The sequence below is a fragment of the Bacillus sp. 275 genome, from assembly GCF_001999205.1.
GTDB lineage: Bacteria > Bacillota > Bacilli > Bacillales > Bacillaceae > Bacillus > Bacillus velezensis.
Window position 1 is genome coordinate 934,717 of sequence record NZ_CP019626.1, and the last position, 19,092, is coordinate 953,808.

11 protein-coding genes and 1 pseudogene are annotated in these 19,092 nt (G+C 50.3%); 5 read left to right on the forward strand and 7 right to left on the reverse strand.

The genetic code is table 11. The annotated features are described in order from the left end of the window. Positions 1-14: 14 nt before the first annotated feature. From BZ167_RS04160 to addB, 5 genes are all read right to left on the reverse strand, one after another. Positions 15-308: an HNH nuclease-like protein HlpB gene (locus BZ167_RS04160; RefSeq protein WP_060562128.1), complete on the reverse strand. Its 294-nt coding sequence runs from the start codon at positions 306-308 to the stop codon at positions 15-17. Between the two features lie 15 nt (positions 309-323). Next, positions 324-3,716, reverse strand: a complete 3,393-nt coding sequence (sbcC, locus tag BZ167_RS04165; protein WP_061861332.1) for an exonuclease subunit SbcC — start codon at positions 3,714-3,716, stop codon at positions 324-326. Then, positions 3,713-4,885 carry an exonuclease subunit SbcD gene (gene sbcD / locus BZ167_RS04170; RefSeq protein ID WP_061861331.1) on the reverse strand — a complete coding sequence of 391 codons (1,173 nt, stop codon included), beginning with the start codon at positions 4,883-4,885 and terminating at the stop codon, positions 3,713-3,715. Before sbcD ends, sbcC begins: the two co-directional genes overlap by 4 nt. Positions 4,886-4,949: 64 nt before the next feature. Continuing rightward, the gene (gene addA, locus BZ167_RS04175; protein ID WP_061890946.1) at positions 4,950-8,654 is read right to left on the reverse strand and encodes a helicase-exonuclease AddAB subunit AddA; all 3,705 of its coding nucleotides are present in this window, start codon (positions 8,652-8,654) and stop codon (positions 4,950-4,952) included. Next, positions 8,641-12,141 carry a helicase-exonuclease AddAB subunit AddB gene (gene addB / locus BZ167_RS04180; protein WP_061890528.1) on the reverse strand — a complete coding sequence of 1,167 codons (3,501 nt, stop codon included), beginning with the start codon at positions 12,139-12,141 and terminating at the stop codon, positions 8,641-8,643. Before addB ends, addA begins: the two co-directional genes overlap by 14 nt. Before the next feature lie 139 nt (positions 12,142-12,280). Between addB and BZ167_RS04185 the strand changes: the two are divergent. From BZ167_RS04185 to BZ167_RS04205, 5 genes and pseudogenes are all read left to right on the forward strand, one after another. Further along, a pseudogene (locus BZ167_RS04185) lies at positions 12,281-12,995 on the forward strand (DUF421 domain-containing protein). A gap of 68 nt (positions 12,996-13,063) precedes the next feature. Further along, complete coding sequence (locus tag BZ167_RS04190) at positions 13,064-13,573, forward strand: ferritin-like domain-containing protein (protein WP_015417176.1); 510 nt, start codon at positions 13,064-13,066, stop codon at positions 13,571-13,573. Between the two features lie 227 nt (positions 13,574-13,800). After that, positions 13,801-14,421, forward strand: a complete 621-nt coding sequence (locus BZ167_RS04195) for a TetR/AcrR family transcriptional regulator (RefSeq protein WP_012117247.1) — start codon at positions 13,801-13,803, stop codon at positions 14,419-14,421. Positions 14,422-14,436: 15 nt separating this feature from the next. Then, positions 14,437-15,633 carry an MFS transporter gene (locus BZ167_RS04200; RefSeq protein ID WP_012117246.1) on the forward strand — a complete coding sequence of 399 codons (1,197 nt, stop codon included), beginning with the start codon at positions 14,437-14,439 and terminating at the stop codon, positions 15,631-15,633. 167 nt (positions 15,634-15,800) lie between these two features. Continuing rightward, positions 15,801-16,958: an AbrB family transcriptional regulator gene (locus BZ167_RS04205; RefSeq protein ID WP_033574498.1), complete on the forward strand. Its 1,158-nt coding sequence runs from the start codon at positions 15,801-15,803 to the stop codon at positions 16,956-16,958. Between the two features lie 36 nt (positions 16,959-16,994). Here the strand turns inward: BZ167_RS04205 and BZ167_RS04210 are convergent, their stop codons facing one another. Both BZ167_RS04210 and BZ167_RS04215 read right to left on the reverse strand, forming a co-directional pair. Continuing rightward, positions 16,995-17,516 (reverse strand): MarR family transcriptional regulator, encoded by a 522-nt coding sequence (locus BZ167_RS04210; RefSeq protein WP_012117244.1) that lies wholly within the window; start codon positions 17,514-17,516, stop codon positions 16,995-16,997. Between the two features lie 88 nt (positions 17,517-17,604). Next, positions 17,605-19,083, reverse strand: coding sequence for a monooxygenase (locus tag BZ167_RS04215; protein WP_053573544.1), 1,479 nt, complete (start codon positions 19,081-19,083; stop codon positions 17,605-17,607). Between the last annotated feature and the right edge of the window lie 9 nt (positions 19,084-19,092).

Genomic DNA, 19,092 nt, shown 5'->3' on the forward strand with positions numbered 1-19,092 from the left:
CTTTTGTTTCAGCGTTATTTTCGTTCATTTGCTTTTTTTGTTTTTACAAGCTTTTCCGGCGGCTGTTTTCTGATCCATTTCACAAACCGCGCGAGTTTCGGGTCACGCCGCAGCTCATCTATTCCCGCGAGCCTTGCCGCAAGCTCCTGATTCGTATAGAGCGCGTGAACCTGTTTATGACAAGGGATGCAGAGCATTGCGGTCGGAAGGAATGTCCCGCCTTCTTCCTTAGGCGTTAAGTGGTGCTCCGTCAGCCGCACATGATGGCGGCCGCATAATTCACATGTGCCCTCGGCAGAATCGGCCATGATTCCTTCTCCTTTCTACATGATCTCCAATGTGACCCGGGTGCCTTTCCCGCCCGGTTCGGACGGATGAACGATTAATTTTTTCGGCAGACGCGCTCTCAGCTCCTGCACATGGCTGATCACTCCGACGGATAAGTTGTCCGATTGCAGCTTTTCGAGCGCTGTGACAACGGTGTCTAAGAGCCCTTGGTCAAGAGTTCCAAATCCTTCATCTAAGAAAAAGAATTGCAGCGGGTATTGCCCCCGCAGCTGAATCTGGGCGGACAAGGCAAGCGCAAGCGACAGCGATGTCAGAAACGTCTCTCCGCCAGAAAGGCTTGATACGGGCCGTTTGACGCCTCCGTTCGCGTCATCACGCATGACGAAACCGCCTTCTGAATCGACTAATATGGCATACCGCTGCCTTGTCAAAGCTCCGAGACGGGCAGAGGCGTCCCGAGCCACACTTTCCAGCTGTTCTTCCGCTAAAAATTCGACGAATGTATTGCCTTTACATACAGACTGGAGCTTATCAAGCTTGTCAATCTGTGTCTGCCAGCTTTTCAGTTCGGCTTCAATCTCTTTAAAGCGCTTATGCTGTTTTTGCATAACCGCGAAGGCTTTTGCCTGTGCTCCTTTTTCCTCCATGGCGGCGCCTGACTCAGCCTCTGCCTGCTTCAGCAGAGAAACGGATGCTGTCCATTCTTCCTCCGATATCCGGCGCTCGGCTAATTTATCAGTAACACGGCTGATATTTGCCGATAGCTGTTTTGAGGTGTCCATGAACTCATCTATTTCTTTTTTCATTTCCTCTGCACGCCCTTGCGGAAGCAGACTTTTTTTGACTTGGTCCGGCTCGGCAAACCCGGTGTCTTTTGACCTCACGCGCCAGTCGTTTTGCGCTTTCTCAAGGGAGGTCTCAGCATCCCTGAGTGACATGAGACTCCCGGATTCCCGGCCTTTTGCGTCATTCAGTGATTGCTGCGCCTGCTTCAGCGCGTCGAATAGGGACTGTTCTTTCGATTTTAACAGCTGTAATTCCTGCCGCACCGCTTCAAGCTTTGCGGAAATTGATGTTTCTTCAGCTGCTGTTCCGAGCTCTTGTTCATATCCGTCAATCACCTGCTGCAGGCGCTCAGACGCATAGTGAAGCTCGAGCCGTTCCCGTTCAAGCCGATGCTTCATCTCCTGCAGGCGTTCTTTCTCCTCTTCATGTTCCTTGAGGAATGCGATGCTTGTTTCAATGCGCTTCTCACATTCTTCTGCCTGCCTGTCCTTCTCATCTATCGAAGCCTGCCAAGCGTCAATCCGGTTTGGCGGAATATCACCGCAGACTTCGTTGTACTGATTCAATCGGCTTTCTGACAGCGATTCAAGCTCTTCTAATGAATGTCTGAGACGGCCGGCTTCTTTTTCCTCGTAGCGGATTCGTTCGGCCAGCTGCTCAGCTTGTTTCACCGTCTGCTGATGCGCGCTGATCAGTCTTGTGACCTTCTCTTTTACCGACAGCATATCCTGTTTCATTTGTTTCCATTCCAAGCGGACGGCGCTGAACGCTTCATCAAGCGGGCGTCCGCTGATGGAGGAAGCGGCTTCCAGCTCCGGAACCCGGACGCTTTGCAGAAACGGACATTCTTCGGTAAAACGCCCCGACTGTTCTTCTAATGCAACCTTGGCTGTCAGCACTTCCTGAGAAAGAGCCGCCGCCTCAGAAAGCAGCGCTTCAACCTGCTGCAGCTGTTCCTGTACAGCCGTATCAGGCGAGAATGTTTCATGAGCGGAACGCGGGCGGTCATGCTGCGTCGAGCCGCATACAGGACAAGGCTTTCCTTCGATTAGTTTTTCCGATAATTCTTTTGTTAATGCAGCCGTTCTCGCTTCCTCTGAGCGCCTGCGGAGATCGGCTTGCGTTTTGTCAGCCCGTTCGGCTGCGGCTTTCAGTGAACGTTCCGTTTCACAGACCATATGGTAAACGGTTTGAAGCGTTTGATAAGCGTGCGTAATATCTTCCTCTTCCGTTTTCGCTTTCGCTGTGAGCGACTCGCTTTCTCCGTTCAGCTTCTCCACGTTTTTCAGCTGCGTTGTCAGATTGGCCCGTTCTTTCGTGATTTGTTCCTGTGTCTGCTGAAAGCCTGCCGCCAGCTGTGCGGCGGTCTGGCATTTTTTCCGTTCATCGGCGGTCACTTGAACTGCTTTCAGCTCTTCTTTCAGCTCATTCTGCCTGTTTTGGCCGCGGGTCAGGCGGTCTTTCACTCCGGCCAGCTGTTTCGAGGCGGCTTCGTATTCTTCCTCTTTTTTGCTGTGTTCCGCATTTGTTTTTTCCGCTTCTTTTTTCGCTTCAAGCAGTTTTTGTTCAATGGCTGAAAGTCTTTGATACAACTCTTCTTCCTTGACAAGCTTCGGCTCCTGTTCGGCCTTATGGGCCCGCCATGCTTCATAGGCTTCATTTTGCCGGGTAAATGAAACAGTTTCCGCCTCTGATTTCCGTTTGGCCAGTTCGTGTTCCTGTTCGGCGCGCTGCTTCCGGCGGACGGCTTCTGTGTAACGGTCTGCGTACGGCTCAAGGGCGAGAGCTGTTTCCGCCTCTTTAAGACGCTCAGTCAAATCCGTGATGTACGGGCGTCTTTCCTCAAGCTTTTTCTCCCGGCGCTCATATTCATCTCTTTCTGTCTGCAGGTTCCAAATTTCCTGGTGATTCTCAAAGCGCTCTTTTGCCCGGACCCGTTTCTTCTCAGCTTCTTCAAGCCGTTCGTTCGCTTCGTGAAACTGCTGTTCAGCCTGCTTCAGCGCATCTTCTCCTGCGTCTCCGAGGCCGGATTGTTCGGCCAGCATTTCATTTTTTTTCGCTGCCGCTTCCTGTGCCCGCCGCCGCAATTTTTTGACAAGCCTGTCCCCGTACTGTTCCAGATTAAACAGGCGCTGGAGCATATGTCTTCTTTCCGCGCCTTTAAGTGACAGAAACTCGGCAAACTTTCCTTGCGGCAGCACGACGGCTCTTGTAAAGTCGTCAATGGTCAGGCCAAGAAGCTCTTCCACCTTTTTGTTCACTTCATTCGCTTTATCGGCCATCACCGTTTGTTCGTCTTTGATTTCAATCAAGCGGCAGAGGGCGGTTTTTACTTTCGTTTCATCCGTTCTCTTAAAAACGCGCTCGACCTTGTAGGAAACCCGGTGGCCGGATTGAAGCGCGAATGTAAATGAGACGGCGAGCTGATCTTCGGCATGATTCAGGATGCCGTGCGTATTATTTGCGGCGCGCTCCACTTTTCCGTATAAAGCGAGTGTCATGGCATCAAGGATTGATGATTTTCCGCTTCCGGTCGGCCCGAAAATCCCGAACACCCCGGCTCCTGACAGTCCGGCAAAATCAATGGTCTGTTCCTCCCTGAAGCTGTGGAGCCCTTTTATCGTTAACAGAATCGGCTTCATGTCGCATCCTCCTCATCATCTGCTGACGCAAGCTCTAAAAACAGCTTGACCATCTCCTCATCCGGCACGCCGCCGCCCGTTTGTTTTTCATAAAACTTCTTAAATCGATCTTCAATTGATGTGTGTTTCACTTCAATCCGGTCATTTTCGGTCTCTTTTTCTTCAAAAACCGGCCTGATATGGATAAAGCCGGGATGCGCCTTTCTCAGCCGATGAATTTCCTCGAGAGAAAGCTGATCCGTCAGATGGATATCAAGATCGATCCAGGCATTCCGGTCACGCCCTTCATCGAGCCAGCCGTGAACCTCGCTCAGCCCCTGCGCTTTCCATTTGACGAGCGGTTTACCGGAAGACAGGAAAATCTCTTTCCACTTCGCTTCTCCGCCGGGCTTCGCTTCTACCACCGTCACCGATTTGGCATAACCGGCTTCCGAAAAGCTGTATGCCAGCGGAGAGCCTGAATAACGGGCAGCCGTCTTGGCGCGCTTGATCGTTTGCGGACGGTGGAGATGGCCGAGAGCCACGTAAGCCGCATCAGCCGGCAGGCTGTCAGCGGCAACTGTGTAAGCGCCCCCGACTTCAATCGGACGCTCTGAATCAGTCTGATTTCCTCCCGCGACATAAATGTGGCTCGCCGCGATTTTCACGGCATCGCCCCGGCACAGTCCGCACATGTGAGCAAACGCCTCTCTGATTTTGACATCGTAATGATCGCGAAGAAGCTTTTCCTCAAACGTATCAGAAAGCACTTCGTTTAATCTCGCCTCTGACGGATATGCCAGCGCGGCTACGGCTAACAGCTCGTCCGCCGACGGCACCTCAATATGGACGGGCTCTGTCCGCGGATAGCCGATTAAATGAATGCCGCGCTCATTTGTTAACGGAGAAGCCGCCGCCAGCCTGTCGGGATTGTCATGGTTTCCGGCAATGACGACAACCGGGCGCTTTCCGCCGTCAGAAAGCGCGGAAAGACTTTCGTAATACAATTGTTCAGCGAGCGCAGGCGGGTTGACCGTATCAAATACATCCCCCGCCATAATGACCGCATCAATATTTTCTTCCTTGACAATGGTATTCAGCTCTTCCAATACCTCGGCCTGCTCGCTCAGCCTGCTTCTGCCTTCCAGCGTTTTGCCGAGGTGCCAGTCAGCTGTATGTAAAATGCGCATACCGCATTCACCTCACTTTTTGATAGAAAAAAAGATCCGCTCCAAAAAGGAGCTTCGGATCTTGTTACAGTGTAAGAACGTGACCTCCATCGAAGAAATAGAGCGCACGCCCTTTCACTTTCGTTTTTGTAATTTGTTCAACCGCTTTTGTATACAATTCGATTTGTGTCTCATACCTTTTTTGCAGAATCGGAGCCGCGCCTTCAAATCCGTTCCGGAATTTCCCCTCTATCCGATCTGTTTTATAGTCCAGCAAATAGAGACCGTCCGCAGTTTCGTAGAGGCAGTCAATAATCCCCTGCACGAGCAGCGGTTCACCGGCTGTTTCGGCATCCTTGTACACCTCGCCGGCCGGAAGCGCCATACTGAACGGCACTTCCCGGTCAATACGCAGCGCCCCGAGAAGGTCTTTCCCGATTTCAGTTCCGAAAAACTGGACAATTTCTTCTATATCAATAGCTTCCTGCTGTTCTTCTGTCAGCAGCTCTTTTTCGTAAAGCATCCGGACCGTCCGCTCCGCTTCTTCGGCAGTCGGAACGTGCGTCAGCGGTATGTGCTGCATCACCGTATGCATCGCCGTCCCTTTTTCGGCGGCTGTCAGCCCTTTTTTCATCATAAAACCGGGACGCCTGTATAAAAGCGTGTCTCCTGACGGTTTGATGAGAGAGCGGCCGCTGTATTCATCCTCGTATTCTTGCTTTCTCTTCAGCTCAGAAACTGACTGCTTCGTTCTGATAGCCGTCAGCTCTCGGTACGGATATTCCCATTCAAGCAGACGGCGCGCCTGATCATCAAATGAAAACGAATCAGGAATCGGCTCGCCCTGCTGAATCGCTTTGAGACGTTTGCTCTTTTCTTCAGCACGTTCTTTCGGATTCTCTTCCAGCAATTCACTTTGCTGCAGCATCCGGATGTGAAAACGCGACGGGTCGCGCGCGATATCCTCAGATGAGGAAAGTCCCGGCGTCCTGTGCGCCTCCATGTCACGGTGGCGGATGAGCGCCGGCCCGATAAAGTCCAAATAAGATGACGCCTGATAGCGGTCGAATTCAGAAAGAAGCCAATCGGCCCGGTCTGCTTGCGCCTGCCATTTGGCCAGCTGTTTTTCCCGGTTTTTGCAGGAACCGACGAGAAACAGCTTTTCCTTCGCTCTGGTCAGCGCCACATACAATACGCGCAATTCTTCGGATAAGAGCTCTCTGCGCATCTTTTTCTTCATCGCCACAAGCGGAAGAGTCGGATAGCTGATTCTGAGTTCCGGATGAATATACTTCGTGCCGAAACCGAGCTCTTTATCAAGCAGGTATGATTTGTTGAGATCCATCATATTAAAACTTCTGCCGAGTCCGGCGGTGAAAACGACGGGGAATTCAAGTCCTTTGCTGCTGTGGATCGTCATCAGCCGAACGACATCCTCCTGCTCGCTGAGCGCCCGGGCCGTCCCCAAATCATCGCCGCGCTCCTGCATCCGTTCAATGAACCGCAAAAAGCGGAATAACCCGCGGAACGCCGTCGCTTCGTACGAGCGCGCCCGGTCATACAAGACGCGCAGATTGGCCTGGCGCTGCTTTCCGCCAGGCATGCCGCCTGCATAGTCAAAATATCCGGTATCGCGGTATACTTCCCAAATCAGCTCAGACACCGAATGATTCGTCGAAAATGACCGCCACTTTTGCAGACTGTCATAAAAGGTTCTCAGTTTTTGATACAGGTCATCATGCCTGTCAGCGTTCGCTATATATGCTTTCAGCGCTTCATAAAACGGCGCTTTTTTCTTTTCAAGGCGTATCAGCGCAAGTTCATTTTCGTCACAGCCGACGATGGGCGATCGCAGCACGGAAGCAAGCGGAATATCCTGATACGGATTATCAATCACCTTCAAGACTGAAAGCGCCGCAGCTACCTCCACGGCTTCAAAGTAACCCGACGTCAAATTGGCGTACACCGGAATGCCCTGGTTTTTCAGCTCTTCCATTAATTGCGGCGCCCACGGCATGGAGCGCAGCAAAATCACGATATCCCGGTACTGAATATTCCGGTGTGTTTTTGTTTTGCCGTCATATACCTTAAACGGAGATGAGACAAGCTTTCGGATCTCCCCGGCTATCGCTTTCGCTTCCCAATGCACAGTTTCAAAGTCTTCGGCATCCTCGGAGCTGTCTGCGCCATCAGCGCTGTCAATGAGCAGCAGTTCCGTTTTTGCCGCGTCATTCGCCGGATATGATGCGCCGAGCTTCAATGCCGCCTGTTCATCGTAATCCACTTCGCCGACTTTTCCGCCCATCAGCTGCTTAAACAAGAAATTCGTACTGTCCAAAATATCGGAGCGGCTGCGGAAATTTTGGTTCAGGTCAATTTTCTGCCCCGCGCCTTCCCCGCTTTCTGTAAACCTTTTATATTTCCCGAGAAACAGCAGCGGCTCAGCAAGTCTGAAACGGTAGATCGATTGTTTAACGTCGCCTACCATAAACAGATTTCCCGTCTCTTCATTCCCGCTTTTAACAAGCTGCAGGATAGACTCTTGCACAAGATTCGTATCTTGATATTCATCAACCAGAACTTCATGGAACTGGTCTTGATAATAAACGGCCGCTTCGCTCGGCACCCGCCGGCCTTCTTCATCAACCGCAGTTAAAATCGCCAGGCAGTAATGTTCCAAATCTGAGAAATCAATAATTGATTTTTCTTGTTTCGCCGCTTCAAATCGTTTTCCGTACGATATCACGAGCTGAACGAGCGTTTCGATGACAGGCTTCATATCTGTTAAACTCTTTAAGTGATCTTGCGGACTTCTTGTAAAGTAATCGGTCTTTACCTTTTCGATCAGTTTCTTCGCGCCGTTTCGCAAATCGGTCGCTTCGTCCAAAAGCGCTTTGTCAAATTCATCGCCCTTTACCGCCTTCGCCCGCTTAAAGGAGACTGCGGGAACCCGTTCATACAGCGCATCGAAGTCATGCCGGCAGCTGATCAGCTCTTCTATCTGCTGAAGGTCATCCAGAAAATTATCAGCGCGCGGGGCCGGCCCGCCGGGCGCTTTTGTCAGTTCAAGCGCCTTCTCAAGCTTTTGTTTTGCCCCGAAGAGCGCCATTTCAGCATCTTCTCTCACATATTGGTAAAACGGAAGCTCTTCCATTTTGCTTTCTTCCGTCACGTCATACAGGCGGACAAAGCTTTGCAGCCACGCTTCCGGGTCAGGATGCGACCGGGAATACTCGTACACCCGTTTGACAAGGTCTTGAAGATCCAGATCATGCCTGTCTGTCGTGTATCTGTCTGCAAGCTCAAAAAACGCCTGATTCCCTTTTGCGTATTCATCTTCAAACAGCTCATCAAGCACTTCGTCTCCGAGCAATTCGCCTTCCGTCTGGTCAGCCATCCGAAAACCGGGGTCAAGATCAATCATATAATAATATTTTTTAAGCACTTGCAGACAGAAAGAGTGAAGGGTCGAAATGCTCGCCCGATTTAATAGAGAGAGTTGCCGTCTGATATGCAGAGATCCCGGATTTTTGGCGAGCTCTTTTTCTAATGCTTCCGCGATCCGATGCTTCATCTCCGCTGCTGAGGCGTTTGTAAAGGTCACCACAAGGAGCCGGTCAACATCAACCGGATCTTCCTCCGCGGTTATCTTTCTGATCATCCGTTCCACGAGCACGGCCGTTTTACCTGATCCGGCTGCGGCAGCGACCAGAATATCGCGGCCGGAAGAAACGATGGCGCTCCATTGGTCATCCGTCCATATGCTGTCTTTCGGTTTAGGAATTTGCATCATCATCCGCCTCCTTCTTCAGCCAATCCAGTATGGTGCCGTCTTTTTCCGCTTTCAGGCTGCGGTATTCATTTTCCTTAAGCGACTCATCAAACTGGCACACCGATTGAAACGCACAGTACGTACAAGGCGTCTTATCTTTCAGCTTATACGGGGTAATGGACACAAGTCCGTCCGTTATTGCTTCGCCCGCCTGTTCAAATGTCCGCCGCACATGGTCTGTCAGCAGATGAAAGTCCCGTTCGCTGACCGCGGCTGAGTCGGATCTTAAAGAACCGTCCTTTTTCAAACCGGCATTGACGATATTTGAACGCCCTTCCTCCAAAGTCGTGTCCATCAGGCTGATCGCCTCCCGGTCACCGAGGAGAAGGCCTTTCATTTTAAATTTCTTAAAAATTTCCTGCTCGATTTCATCAAGCCCCATCGGCAGACTGGCCTGAATCATCGGATCATGAATATGGAAATACAAAACGCCTGCCGGGGTCGCTTTCATACCGAGCCAATCTTCGGAATGTGTAATCGATAAGTCAAGATATGTGAGCATTTGCAGAGCGAGCCCGTAATACACCTCAGCCAGATCAAGCCCCCTGTCGCTTGATTTATAATCAACGATTCTCAGCAGCAGGCCTTTTGAACTTTCCGCTTTATCCACGCGGTCGATCCGTCCGACGAGTTCCATCGTACAGCCGTTTTTCAGCGTGAAAGTGAGCGGAGGCAGCGGCCCGCTTCCGCCGAAACCGAGTTCAAGACCGACCGGGACGAAACCGCTAGCCTTCGCATGCTCGCTTAATATGCCAGAAACACGCGTGACGATCTTCTGCAGTTTTTCCTTCACATAAAAGTGTCTGTTTGAGCTGAGCAGAATCTCTTTTTGCAGCTTTGGCGCAAGCCGTTCCACCGCTTCATAGGAGAAATTCCGGCACTGATCTTTCGTCAGATCGCGCCATTCCAGCTTCTGCTCACGAAGCCGGTCTGAAATCAGCTTCAGGCTGGAGTGAAACAGCTGGCCGATATCCGGCGCGTCCAGCTTGAAAAACTGCCGCTCTTTTAATTGAAGCCCGTGAGATGCAAAATGAGAGAACTGGCAGGCATTAAACGCCTCCATCCGGGAGACGCTTCCTTTAATATGCTCGCCGTAAAGCTGGCGCGAAACAGGGCGTTCAAGACGCTTCGCCTCATTGCGGAAAAACAAGCTTGAAAACAGCTTTTTCGCACGCCGGTGATCAGGCTCTTTCATCAGCACATTGTATGCGCTCCACCATACGTCACTGATCTCGTACTCTCTTGTCCACAGCCTGAGCTGACTTGCCGTATATGTCTGAGCCACCTGTTTATTGACGAGATACTGAAGCTGCTCTTCTTCGCTTACCTGCTCGGGATCAGCCGCTGACAGCTTTTCCTGATGATCGGGAAACAGCTCGCCAAGCCGGTTTACAACGATTGACGGCAGGAGCGTTTTTCCTTCCGCATCAGCAATCGGGTATGACACATAAAGACGGTCAGACGGACTCGACAGCGCCATATAGATGAGAAAATGCTCATCAAGCAGCCGCTCACGCCCCGCGGAAGACAGCTCCACTCCGACTGCTTTCAGCCACTCCCGGTCATCATCAGACAGCACGCCGTTTTCATCCGGGCGCGCCGGAAGAACGCCGTCATTGACCCCGATGACGAATGTGCAGGACGTGCCGTACATTCTTGAGAGATCCATATTCCCTACAAATACTTGGTCAAGCGCAGGCGGAATTAAAGAAAAATGAAGCGATTCCGTTCCCGTTTCAAGCATTTGCTGGAACAGTGCCAAAGATATTTCATCTTCACCCATCATGCCGGCAAACTCCTCGAGAAGCTGGATAACGGCATCCCACGCCTGGCCGTGCTGCTGCGCTTCGATCATGTTTCCGGTCTCTTCGGCCCGCTGCCTTTTCCGGTCCAGCTTCAGGGGAACATCGGTATCTTCCAAAAAGAGATAAAGAGCCTCCGCCATGCTTTGAACCGTTTTCGCTTTTTTCATCCGGTTTTGAAGCCGGACAAGGGGCGCGGCTATCCACTCTCTCGTCTCATTCAGCATGTGTTCCATCTCTATTTCCTGATCCGTCTGCGCGAAATCCTCATCGAGCGATACGAAGCGCCTGTATACAAACCGCTCGCCGCTCGTCCAGCGCTCCCCTTTAATGCCGTAGGCGATACAGTAATTTTCAAGCTGATCGACCTGCTCTCTTATTTTCTGCTCCGGCTGATCAAGCGGGAATAACAGTTCGGTTTTCGCACAGCGGAACACCGCTTCATATCTCCAGTTCCCCTTCACGACATCCAGGCTTGAACGGATGAATTCAATAAGCGGGTGATGCTGCATAGAAGCTTTTCCGTCAATAAAATAAGGAAGCCCGTAATCGGCAAACACTTCCTTCAGCAAATCTTTATAATCTTCCGGCTGACGGATGAGAATCGCCATATCTTTGTACCGGTATCCTCCGTCCCGGACAAGTGATTGAATTTCCCGGGCAATACCTTCAAGCTCAGCTCTTCTGTTTTGCGCCTGCATGACGGTAAAAGCTTCCTGTCCGCCGGTATACGCCGCGGCGGGACGCACATCGTACTGCGACTCTATACAGGCAAGCTCCGGCGCATGCTGATGCCGCTTCGTGCCATGCAGTTCCTTGCAGGAAATATCGGCATTCAATTCCTTTGCCGTCTGATAAAGCTTATAGTATGTGCTTCCCGTCATTCTGAACAGATCGAGCTCATCCGGTGCCTGTTCCGCCGAAGGGCTGTCCGCCGTCAGCGAGAATGTGACATGTTCAGCATGCATGATCAGCTGCTCCAGCACCCTTAATTCCTGCGGCGTAAATTGATAGAATCCGTCGACGTAAACACGGGCGCCTTTTACAACGTCCGCCAAAGGAATCTGCTGAGCGAGCAGCGTCAAATAATCCTCTGAATGCAAATAGTGTCCGGCGAGGCTTCTTTCCATCTGCTGATATAAAATGCCTAAATCATGAAGTTTTTCAGACAGCATCCGCTCTCCGCGATATTCTGACGCCGTTCCGCTTTCCGCCATGCGGCGGACGTCTTCAGGCTCAATACAGTACCGCTTAAACTCTGTCAGCATCCGTTCCACCTGCTCAGTGAACCCGGTTTTGTCACTCGCTTTTTGATACACTTTAAACTCGTGCTTATGTTCTTCAATCAGTTTCCTTAAAAGCATCTGCACACCCGTCGTCGTCACAAACGGGCGGTTCATGCCCCCGGTATGCTGAAGCACGCGCCACGCCAAACGCGAAAAACTGAACACTTGAGCGCGTATCATGCCGCCGATATCCGGCGTTTTAGCAAGCTCATATTCCATTAAAAACGTCATTTGATCCGGGACTAGAAAAATGATCGGTTTCCCGAACGGCTCCCGGCGCAGTTCATCTTGAATGCTGTCGATAATCAGCCTCGTTTTCCCACTCCCCGATCTGCCTACTAAAAACTCAACACCCAATTAGAAGACCCCTCTCTTTTTATCTTTCTACATTTTATCGAAAGTTGACGAAAATGACCAATCTCATCTGCTGGTAAAAACGGGATGACTGTTTTAAAACATATCGTTTTTGACCAAAATAAAGAAAAAAGGACTAATGATGATGTCAGAATATCCCGAAGTAATTGTACGGACGGCTCTGTCGTTCAGCATTCTGTTTATCGGCGCCCGGATACTCGGTAAACAAACCATTTCACAGATGACGCTTTTTGATTTCATTGCGGCCATCTCGCTCGGCGCCATCACGGCAAATCTGTCGTTTAATACAAAGCTGCCGATTCATTATCATGTCATTGCCTACATTATTTTCGTGGCAATCATTTACCTTGTCGCATATCTTTCTATGAAAAACAGGGCCCTTAGGGGTTTCTTTGCAGGCAAAACCGACCATTATCATTCAAAACGGTAAAATACTTGAGCATAATATGAAAACGATGCGTTATACCATCGACTACTTGAACCAGCAGCTGCGTGTAAATGACGTATTTGACATTTCTCAGGTTCAGACTGCCATCATTGAAACAAACGGCAGCATGTCAGTGGAGGTCAAACCGGAATTTGCGCCCGTTATAAGAAAGGATCTCGGCATCTTTGCCGGACATGAAAAGAACTTTGCCGTTGAGCTGATTATGGACGGCCGGCTGGTGATGAATAATCTGGAAGAAAACCACGTATCGGAAAAATGGCTGAGAGAAGAATTGGACAAGAGAAACCTCAAACCGGAAGACGTCGTATACGCTGTGCGCGGAAGCAACGGCCGGCTTTTTGTCGACACATACGACGACCATATTACATCGCCGCTGGATCAAGAATAAAAATGACATCCGCACATGTCACGGGCTGCCGCCGTATAATACCCTATAAACATTCGGGGGTGAGTCCAATGCACGAGAATTTTTTTCATTATACAGCCATCTGCAGTGACGATTCTGTGCTTATAAAGGATCTGGTAAAATCCATAAACGGTGAATACAGCGCTGTGATTTGCTACTCAATATTAGCCGAAAAAGCGCCGACCGCAGAAATCAGAAGACGAATCGAACATATCAGAGAGGAAGAAGTGCGCCACCTGCACGCTTTCTCTTCACTGTATACGTCAATTACCGGAAAACAGTTGACGCCGAAACAGACGGAGCATTGTCCGCACACATACAGAGAAGGACTGAGGGCGGCGTTTTATGATGAGCAGAAAACGAATGATTTTTATTTGCAGGCATCCGATAGAGCGGTGCATCCGGAAGCGAAGCGGTTATTTGCCCGCACGGCATTTGACGAGCAGCGTCATGCCGTCTGGTTTTTATACGATATGGCCCACTCTCCTTTCCACCATACAGGGGGAACGGTATCAAACGCGCCGAACACAAGCTACACCGAGGTAAATAACGGCAAATAACGGTTCAGGCAGATCACGCTCCCCCGCCGGGAGTCTTCAGACCGCTGACAAACCCCGTTCTTTCAACATGAGAGAATGGGGTTTACTTTTCGAGCCGTTTTATACTCCCTCTAAACAATGGATACCTTCTTCATTGTATAATCAGAAAAAACCCTTTATAATAAAATAAACCAACTGGTCGGTTTTTAAGGGGCCGAACCTCATTTGGCGGAAAGGATCTGTGTGAAGTGACAAATACAAAAGGCGGTGCCGGAAAGAGCGAAAAGACGAAGAACAGGCTCGTATCCGCTTCGCGTGACTTATTTGCAAAAAAAGGATATTCAGAAACATCGATTCGGGATATTTTAGAGGCTGCCGAAATCAGTAAAGGCAATCTATATCACCATTTTAAAGGAAAAGAGTTTCTGTTTCTTCATATTATGGAAGAGGATCACCGCGTGATGATCGAGACGTGGAGGGAAATGGAAGCTGATCTGAAAGATGCTGCCGAAAAGCTGGCGGGCTTTGCGGAGCTGCTCAGCCGGATGAGCATCAATTACCCGCTTATGAGAGCAAGTGAAGAGTTTTATGCGAGTGCGTTTACGTCAGAGGAGGTCGTAAAGCGGCTCAACAAAATTGATATTGAATATGACGATGTGATGAGGGAGATCTTAGAAGAGGGAAATCAAGACGGCAGCTGGTCCATTCATCATGTCGAATCAAAAGTAAAAATCCTGCTATCCGTCTTCTACGGTTTAGATGTGTTATATAAAAACGATACCATTCAGCAAAGAATCGAATTGCAAAAAGAAGCCATCTCCGTGTTTATTCACGGGTCGATCAGCGCTGATAAACAGAATGACAGCTGACAAAGGAGAAACAACATGCAAAAACCGATCAGAGAACAAAAGGCTGTACTCATCATCTTATTAAGCAATATATTTATTGCGTTTTTAGGCATCGGATTGATCATTCCCGTTATGCCGCTGTTTATGAATGTGATGCACTTGACGGGCAGCACAATGGGATACCTTGTCGCTGCCTTCGCCGTTGCGCAATTAATTGCATCCCCCATTGCGGGGAGATGGGTTGACCGCTTCGGCAGAAAAATCATGATTCTCGCCGGACTGTTTTTGTTCGCATTATCCGAACTGACCTTCGGATTGGGCACACATGTCTCCATTTTATATTTCGCAAGGGTGCTGGGGGGCATCAGTGCCGCTTTTATCATGCCCGCTGTTACAGCGTATGTCGCAGATATTACGACGGTGCAGGAAAGATCGAAGGCGATGGGCTATGTATCTGCCGCCATCAGCACAGGGTTTATCATCGGGCCCGGCATAGGAGGATTTATTGCCGATCACGGCGTTCGTATGCCGTTTTTCTTTGCGGCGGGAATTGCATTTATCGCAGTGATTTCCTCTGTCTTTATGCTGAAAGAGCCGTTAACTAAAGAAGAACGCGCAAAGCAGATGGAAAGCGTCAAAGAATCAACTTTCTTAAAAGATTTGAAAAAGTCGATTCATCCAAACTACTTGATTGCCTTTATCATCGTTTTTGTTTTGGCATTCGGACTGTCGGCGTACGAAACGGTATTCAGCTTATTTACAAACCATAAATTCGGCTTCACGCCAAAGGATATCGCCATTATTATTACGTTCAGCTCCATCGTGGCGGTCCTCATTCAAGTACTCGCGTTCGGCAGACTTGTCAACTTCCTCGGGGAGAAAAAAGTCATTCAGCTTTGTCTGATCATCGGCGCTGTGCTGGCTTTCGTTTCTACGGTGATGTCAGGATTTTTGCCCGTGCTCGCTGTCACCTGCATCATTTTCCTTGCGTTTGATTTACTGCGCCCGGCACTGACTACTTATTTATCGAAAATCGCAGGAAATCAGCAGGGGTTTGTTGCCGGTATGAACTCAACATACACGAGTTTGGGCACCATTTTCGGCCCGGCTCTGGGCGGTATTTTATTTGATATGAATATTCACTTCCCGTTTCTGTTCGCAGGTGTGGTTTTATTTCTCGGTCTGGGATTGACCTTTGTGTGGAAAGGAAAAGCGGGCGAGGTTTCGGAGTAGGGTGCACTCCCCCATCTCCGGAGCTTTTTTTGCGTTTACGATAAGAAAAATGAATGGATTATGAGAAATAATTCATTATTTATTTATCTCAAAATCTATACTATAGTAATAGTAAGGTTAACGAGCTTAACAATTTAATATGAATGTTTCAGGAAGAAGGGTTTTCATTGAAGAAAGACAAACATCTCCTTACGGATATCTGGTTTATTCTCATCAGTGCGGCAGGGGGGTTTCTTCTTTCGCTTACAGGGATGTCGATCGCCTGGATGCTCGGAACGCTGGCCGCCGGCTGCATCCTCTCCATGACGAGGCCCCGCTGGCTGTTCATGGCGCCTGACAGAAGAGGGATTCACCGCAGATGGCTTGCCGCGGGACAAATGATCCTCGGCATCGAACTCGGCCAGAAACTGAACCTGTCCGTTCTGTCGGTTTTACGGGAGCATTGGCTTCCGGTAGGCTTCATGCTGATTTTTTCTATCGTGATGGCGCTTGTTTCCGGATATGTGCTCTTTCGGTTCAGCCGGACGGACATGATGACAAGCTTTGTAGGCACGGCGCCGGGCGGTTTATCTGCCATGCCGGGTATCGCCCAGGAAGTCGGCGCAAACACCGCGATTGTAAGCCTTATTCAGCTGACGCGCGTCCTTTTGGTCGTCATGACAATACCGTTTCTTGTCATTTTCTTATTTACCAAACAAAACGGTGCAGCTCAGACATCAGCCGGAGCCGTTTCAGCAGGAGCTTCACATCCGGGTCTTACTCCCGTCTTGTTAACGGCCGGATTTATTTTGGCTGCCTGGCTTGCAAGCAAAGGCGCAAAACGGCTGAAATTTCCCGCCCCTTGGCTGCTCGGCAGCATGATCGGCGTTGCTGCTGCGGAAATCGGCGTGTCCGCCTTAGCGGGCAAAGACATGCTGGCCTGGTGGCCGCCGGAAGCGAACCAGCTGTCACAAATTTTTCTCGGCGCCACAATCGGATCAAAAATGTACAAAAGCATGTTCACCGGCGTGACGAGAGTGCTGACCGTCGGATTTATTTCTTCCGTCGGATTAATCGCCGCCATGATTCTGAGCGCGATTGCGGTTTCTAAATTAACGGGCATCTCCATGATTACATCTGTTCTCGCCTTTTCTCCCGGCGGGATCGCCGAGATGGCGGCGACTTCGATCACCCTGCACGAAGACTCGACTTTCGTCGTCGCGGTTCAGGTCATCCGGATCGTTCTCGTCATCGCCATGCTTCCGCCCTTCTATCGGCTGCTGCACCACCTTTCTCAGCTGAAACGGGCACACGGTGAAAGAGGCCGGGCAGAAAGAGGAACATGATCCGAATAAAAAAACACGCATCCATATGCGTGTTTTTTATTTGAACAGCTCTCCGCCGCCATTTACAGACCGCCAGTTTGCTGAAAGATCACGGAACAGCCGTTCAGCAAATAACAGTTCTTCATCTGTATAGCGGTCTAAAAACGCCAAGAGCCGCTTTTTTATCAATTCATGATATTCATGATGAAGAGAATGCAGCTCTTTCCCGGCAGGAGTCAGCCGGAAATAGACTTCTTTTTTATTGTCGCTCAGCCGGGTCCTGCGCAGAAAGCCGGCTTCCAAAAACTTCGCGCAGCTTCTCGACACGGTCGGCTTTGTCGTCTTCATTTTTTCCGCTATTGACGTGACATTGATCGGTTCATGATCTCCGATACACGACAAAATGTGAATTTCCGTCAAAGTCAACTGTAATTTTTTTCCGTTTTCTTCACGGAGTTCGTCCATCCGTCCGGCCAACGACGCCCTGATGTCCTCCTGACACCTCTCCTGCTCGTGAAAAATATCTGTCAGCCCTTCAAGAATCATGTGTTTTGCATGGTCTGGCTGTCTTCTGTCCAACTGCTGAATCACCCTTCCGTATTGATTGTTTCTTTTACTATAACGTTTTGTTACACAAGAAACAATCAAACAGGCGCATAAAAGGGTATCAGATGAATCCCCATCTCTCCAAACCGGCCAGAACAGCTTCTTCCGCTTCACGTCCCGAGCCGCCGGCTGCCCATGCCGCGTGGCCGTCCGGCCGGATGAAAACGGTGTGGACGTCATCCCAATCGGCACGTGTTTCAGCAAGCTCCGCCCTGACAGCTGCCACGCTGTCCGTATCAATACCGGCGGGAAGGCTCCCTCTTAATGACAAAAGCACAAAGGCGCCCTTATGAAGAAAATCATACAGCCGGGCCGGCCGCCCGTCATGAAGGGTCAATTCGATATCCGGCAGGCGTTTTCCGTTCAGGATATGCGGCGGCAGCTCCGCATCCGGTTCATAATGCAGATCAAGCGCGGATACTTTTCCCGCCAATAAACGGTTGGACTCCTGAAAATCCAGCAAAGCGGCCATCGTTTCTCTTAATGCCATCCCCGACTCGGTAAAATCCATGAGCTTTATCTGGGTTCTTATATTGTGCAACACTTCTTTTCCTGTGCTGTGCCTTTCCTGATGATAGCTGTCCAGAAGATAAGGCGCCGCTTTCCCCTTCATTTGCGCCGCCAGCTTCCAGCCGAGGTTGAAGGCATCCTGAAGCCCCGTGTTCAGCCCTTGGCCGCCTGCGGGAAAATGAATGTGCGCCGCATCCCCGGCCACAAAAACCCGGCCGGAGCGGTACTGCTCAGCCTGACGCTCGGCATTGCCGAACCGCGACATCCATACCGGATCACTCAATCCGAAATCAGTGCCGCATATCCGCCGCAGGTCTTCTTTCAGCTCATTTTCAGTGACCGGCTCTTCCTTCCGCTTTTGCGGAGCGTGCGGAGAAACGATGAGGATGCGGAAAAGTCCGTCCGTAAGAGGGACAATCACAACCGATCCCTCCAGGCGGCACGTTGACAAAAAGGAAGATTCGGGCGGATGTTTCAAAGCGGCATCACAGAGGGTTCCTGTTAAGTCGGCATCAGTGCCCGAAAAAGCGATGCCCGCCTGTTTCCTGACAATGCTCCCCGCTCCGTCTGTACCCGCGGCATATAAACTGTGAAGAGTGCGGATCCCGCTTTCGTCCCGGAACACCGTCTCCACTCCGTCATCCGTCTGGGTGACAGCCACCGCTTCCGCCCCGCGGATGATGTCTGCGCCGAGACTTGATGCATACTCCTCCAAAATCCGCTCCGTTTCTGCCTGAGGCAGCATTAACGAATAATTCTGCTTCGTATCCAGCCGAGAAAAATCCAGCCGTGTATCCAGCATGGAAAAATGGCCGGAAGACACCTTCGTCCCTTTTTCCAAAAAGCGTTCCAATATGCCTCTCATGGCAAAAAGCTCAAGTGTGCGCGGATGCATGATAAGCGCTTTGGAATATGGCACCGTCTTCTTCAATCGTTCAATAACAGTCGTTTTCACTCCGGCCAGCGCCAGTTCTGATGCAAGCATAAGCCCGACCGGACCTCCCCCGATAATGGCAGCCTGTGTTTTCATCTCATCAGC

What these genes read in the sequence shown, in the direction of transcription:
- BZ167_RS04160 (WP_060562128.1), bottom strand. Translation starts at nt 308, where the DNA reads ATGGCCGATTCTGCCGAGGGCACATGTGAATTATGCGGCCGCCATCAT.
- sbcC (WP_061861332.1), bottom strand. Translation starts at nt 3,716, where the DNA reads ATGAAGCCGATTCTGTTAACGATAAAAGGGCTCCACAGCTTCAGGGAG.
- sbcD (WP_061861331.1), bottom strand. Translation starts at nt 4,885, where the DNA reads ATGCGCATTTTACATACAGCTGACTGGCACCTCGGCAAAACGCTGGAA.
- addA (WP_061890946.1), bottom strand. Translation starts at nt 8,654, where the DNA reads ATGCAAATTCCTAAACCGAAAGACAGCATATGGACGGATGACCAATGG.
- BZ167_RS04190 (WP_015417176.1), top strand. Translation starts at nt 13,064, where the DNA reads ATGCACGAGAATTTTTTTCATTATACAGCCATCTGCAGTGACGATTCT.
- BZ167_RS04200 (WP_012117246.1), top strand. Translation starts at nt 14,437, where the DNA reads ATGCAAAAACCGATCAGAGAACAAAAGGCTGTACTCATCATCTTATTA.
- BZ167_RS04215 (WP_053573544.1), bottom strand. Translation starts at nt 19,083, where the DNA reads ATGAAAACACAGGCTGCCATTATCGGGGGAGGTCCGGTCGGGCTTATG.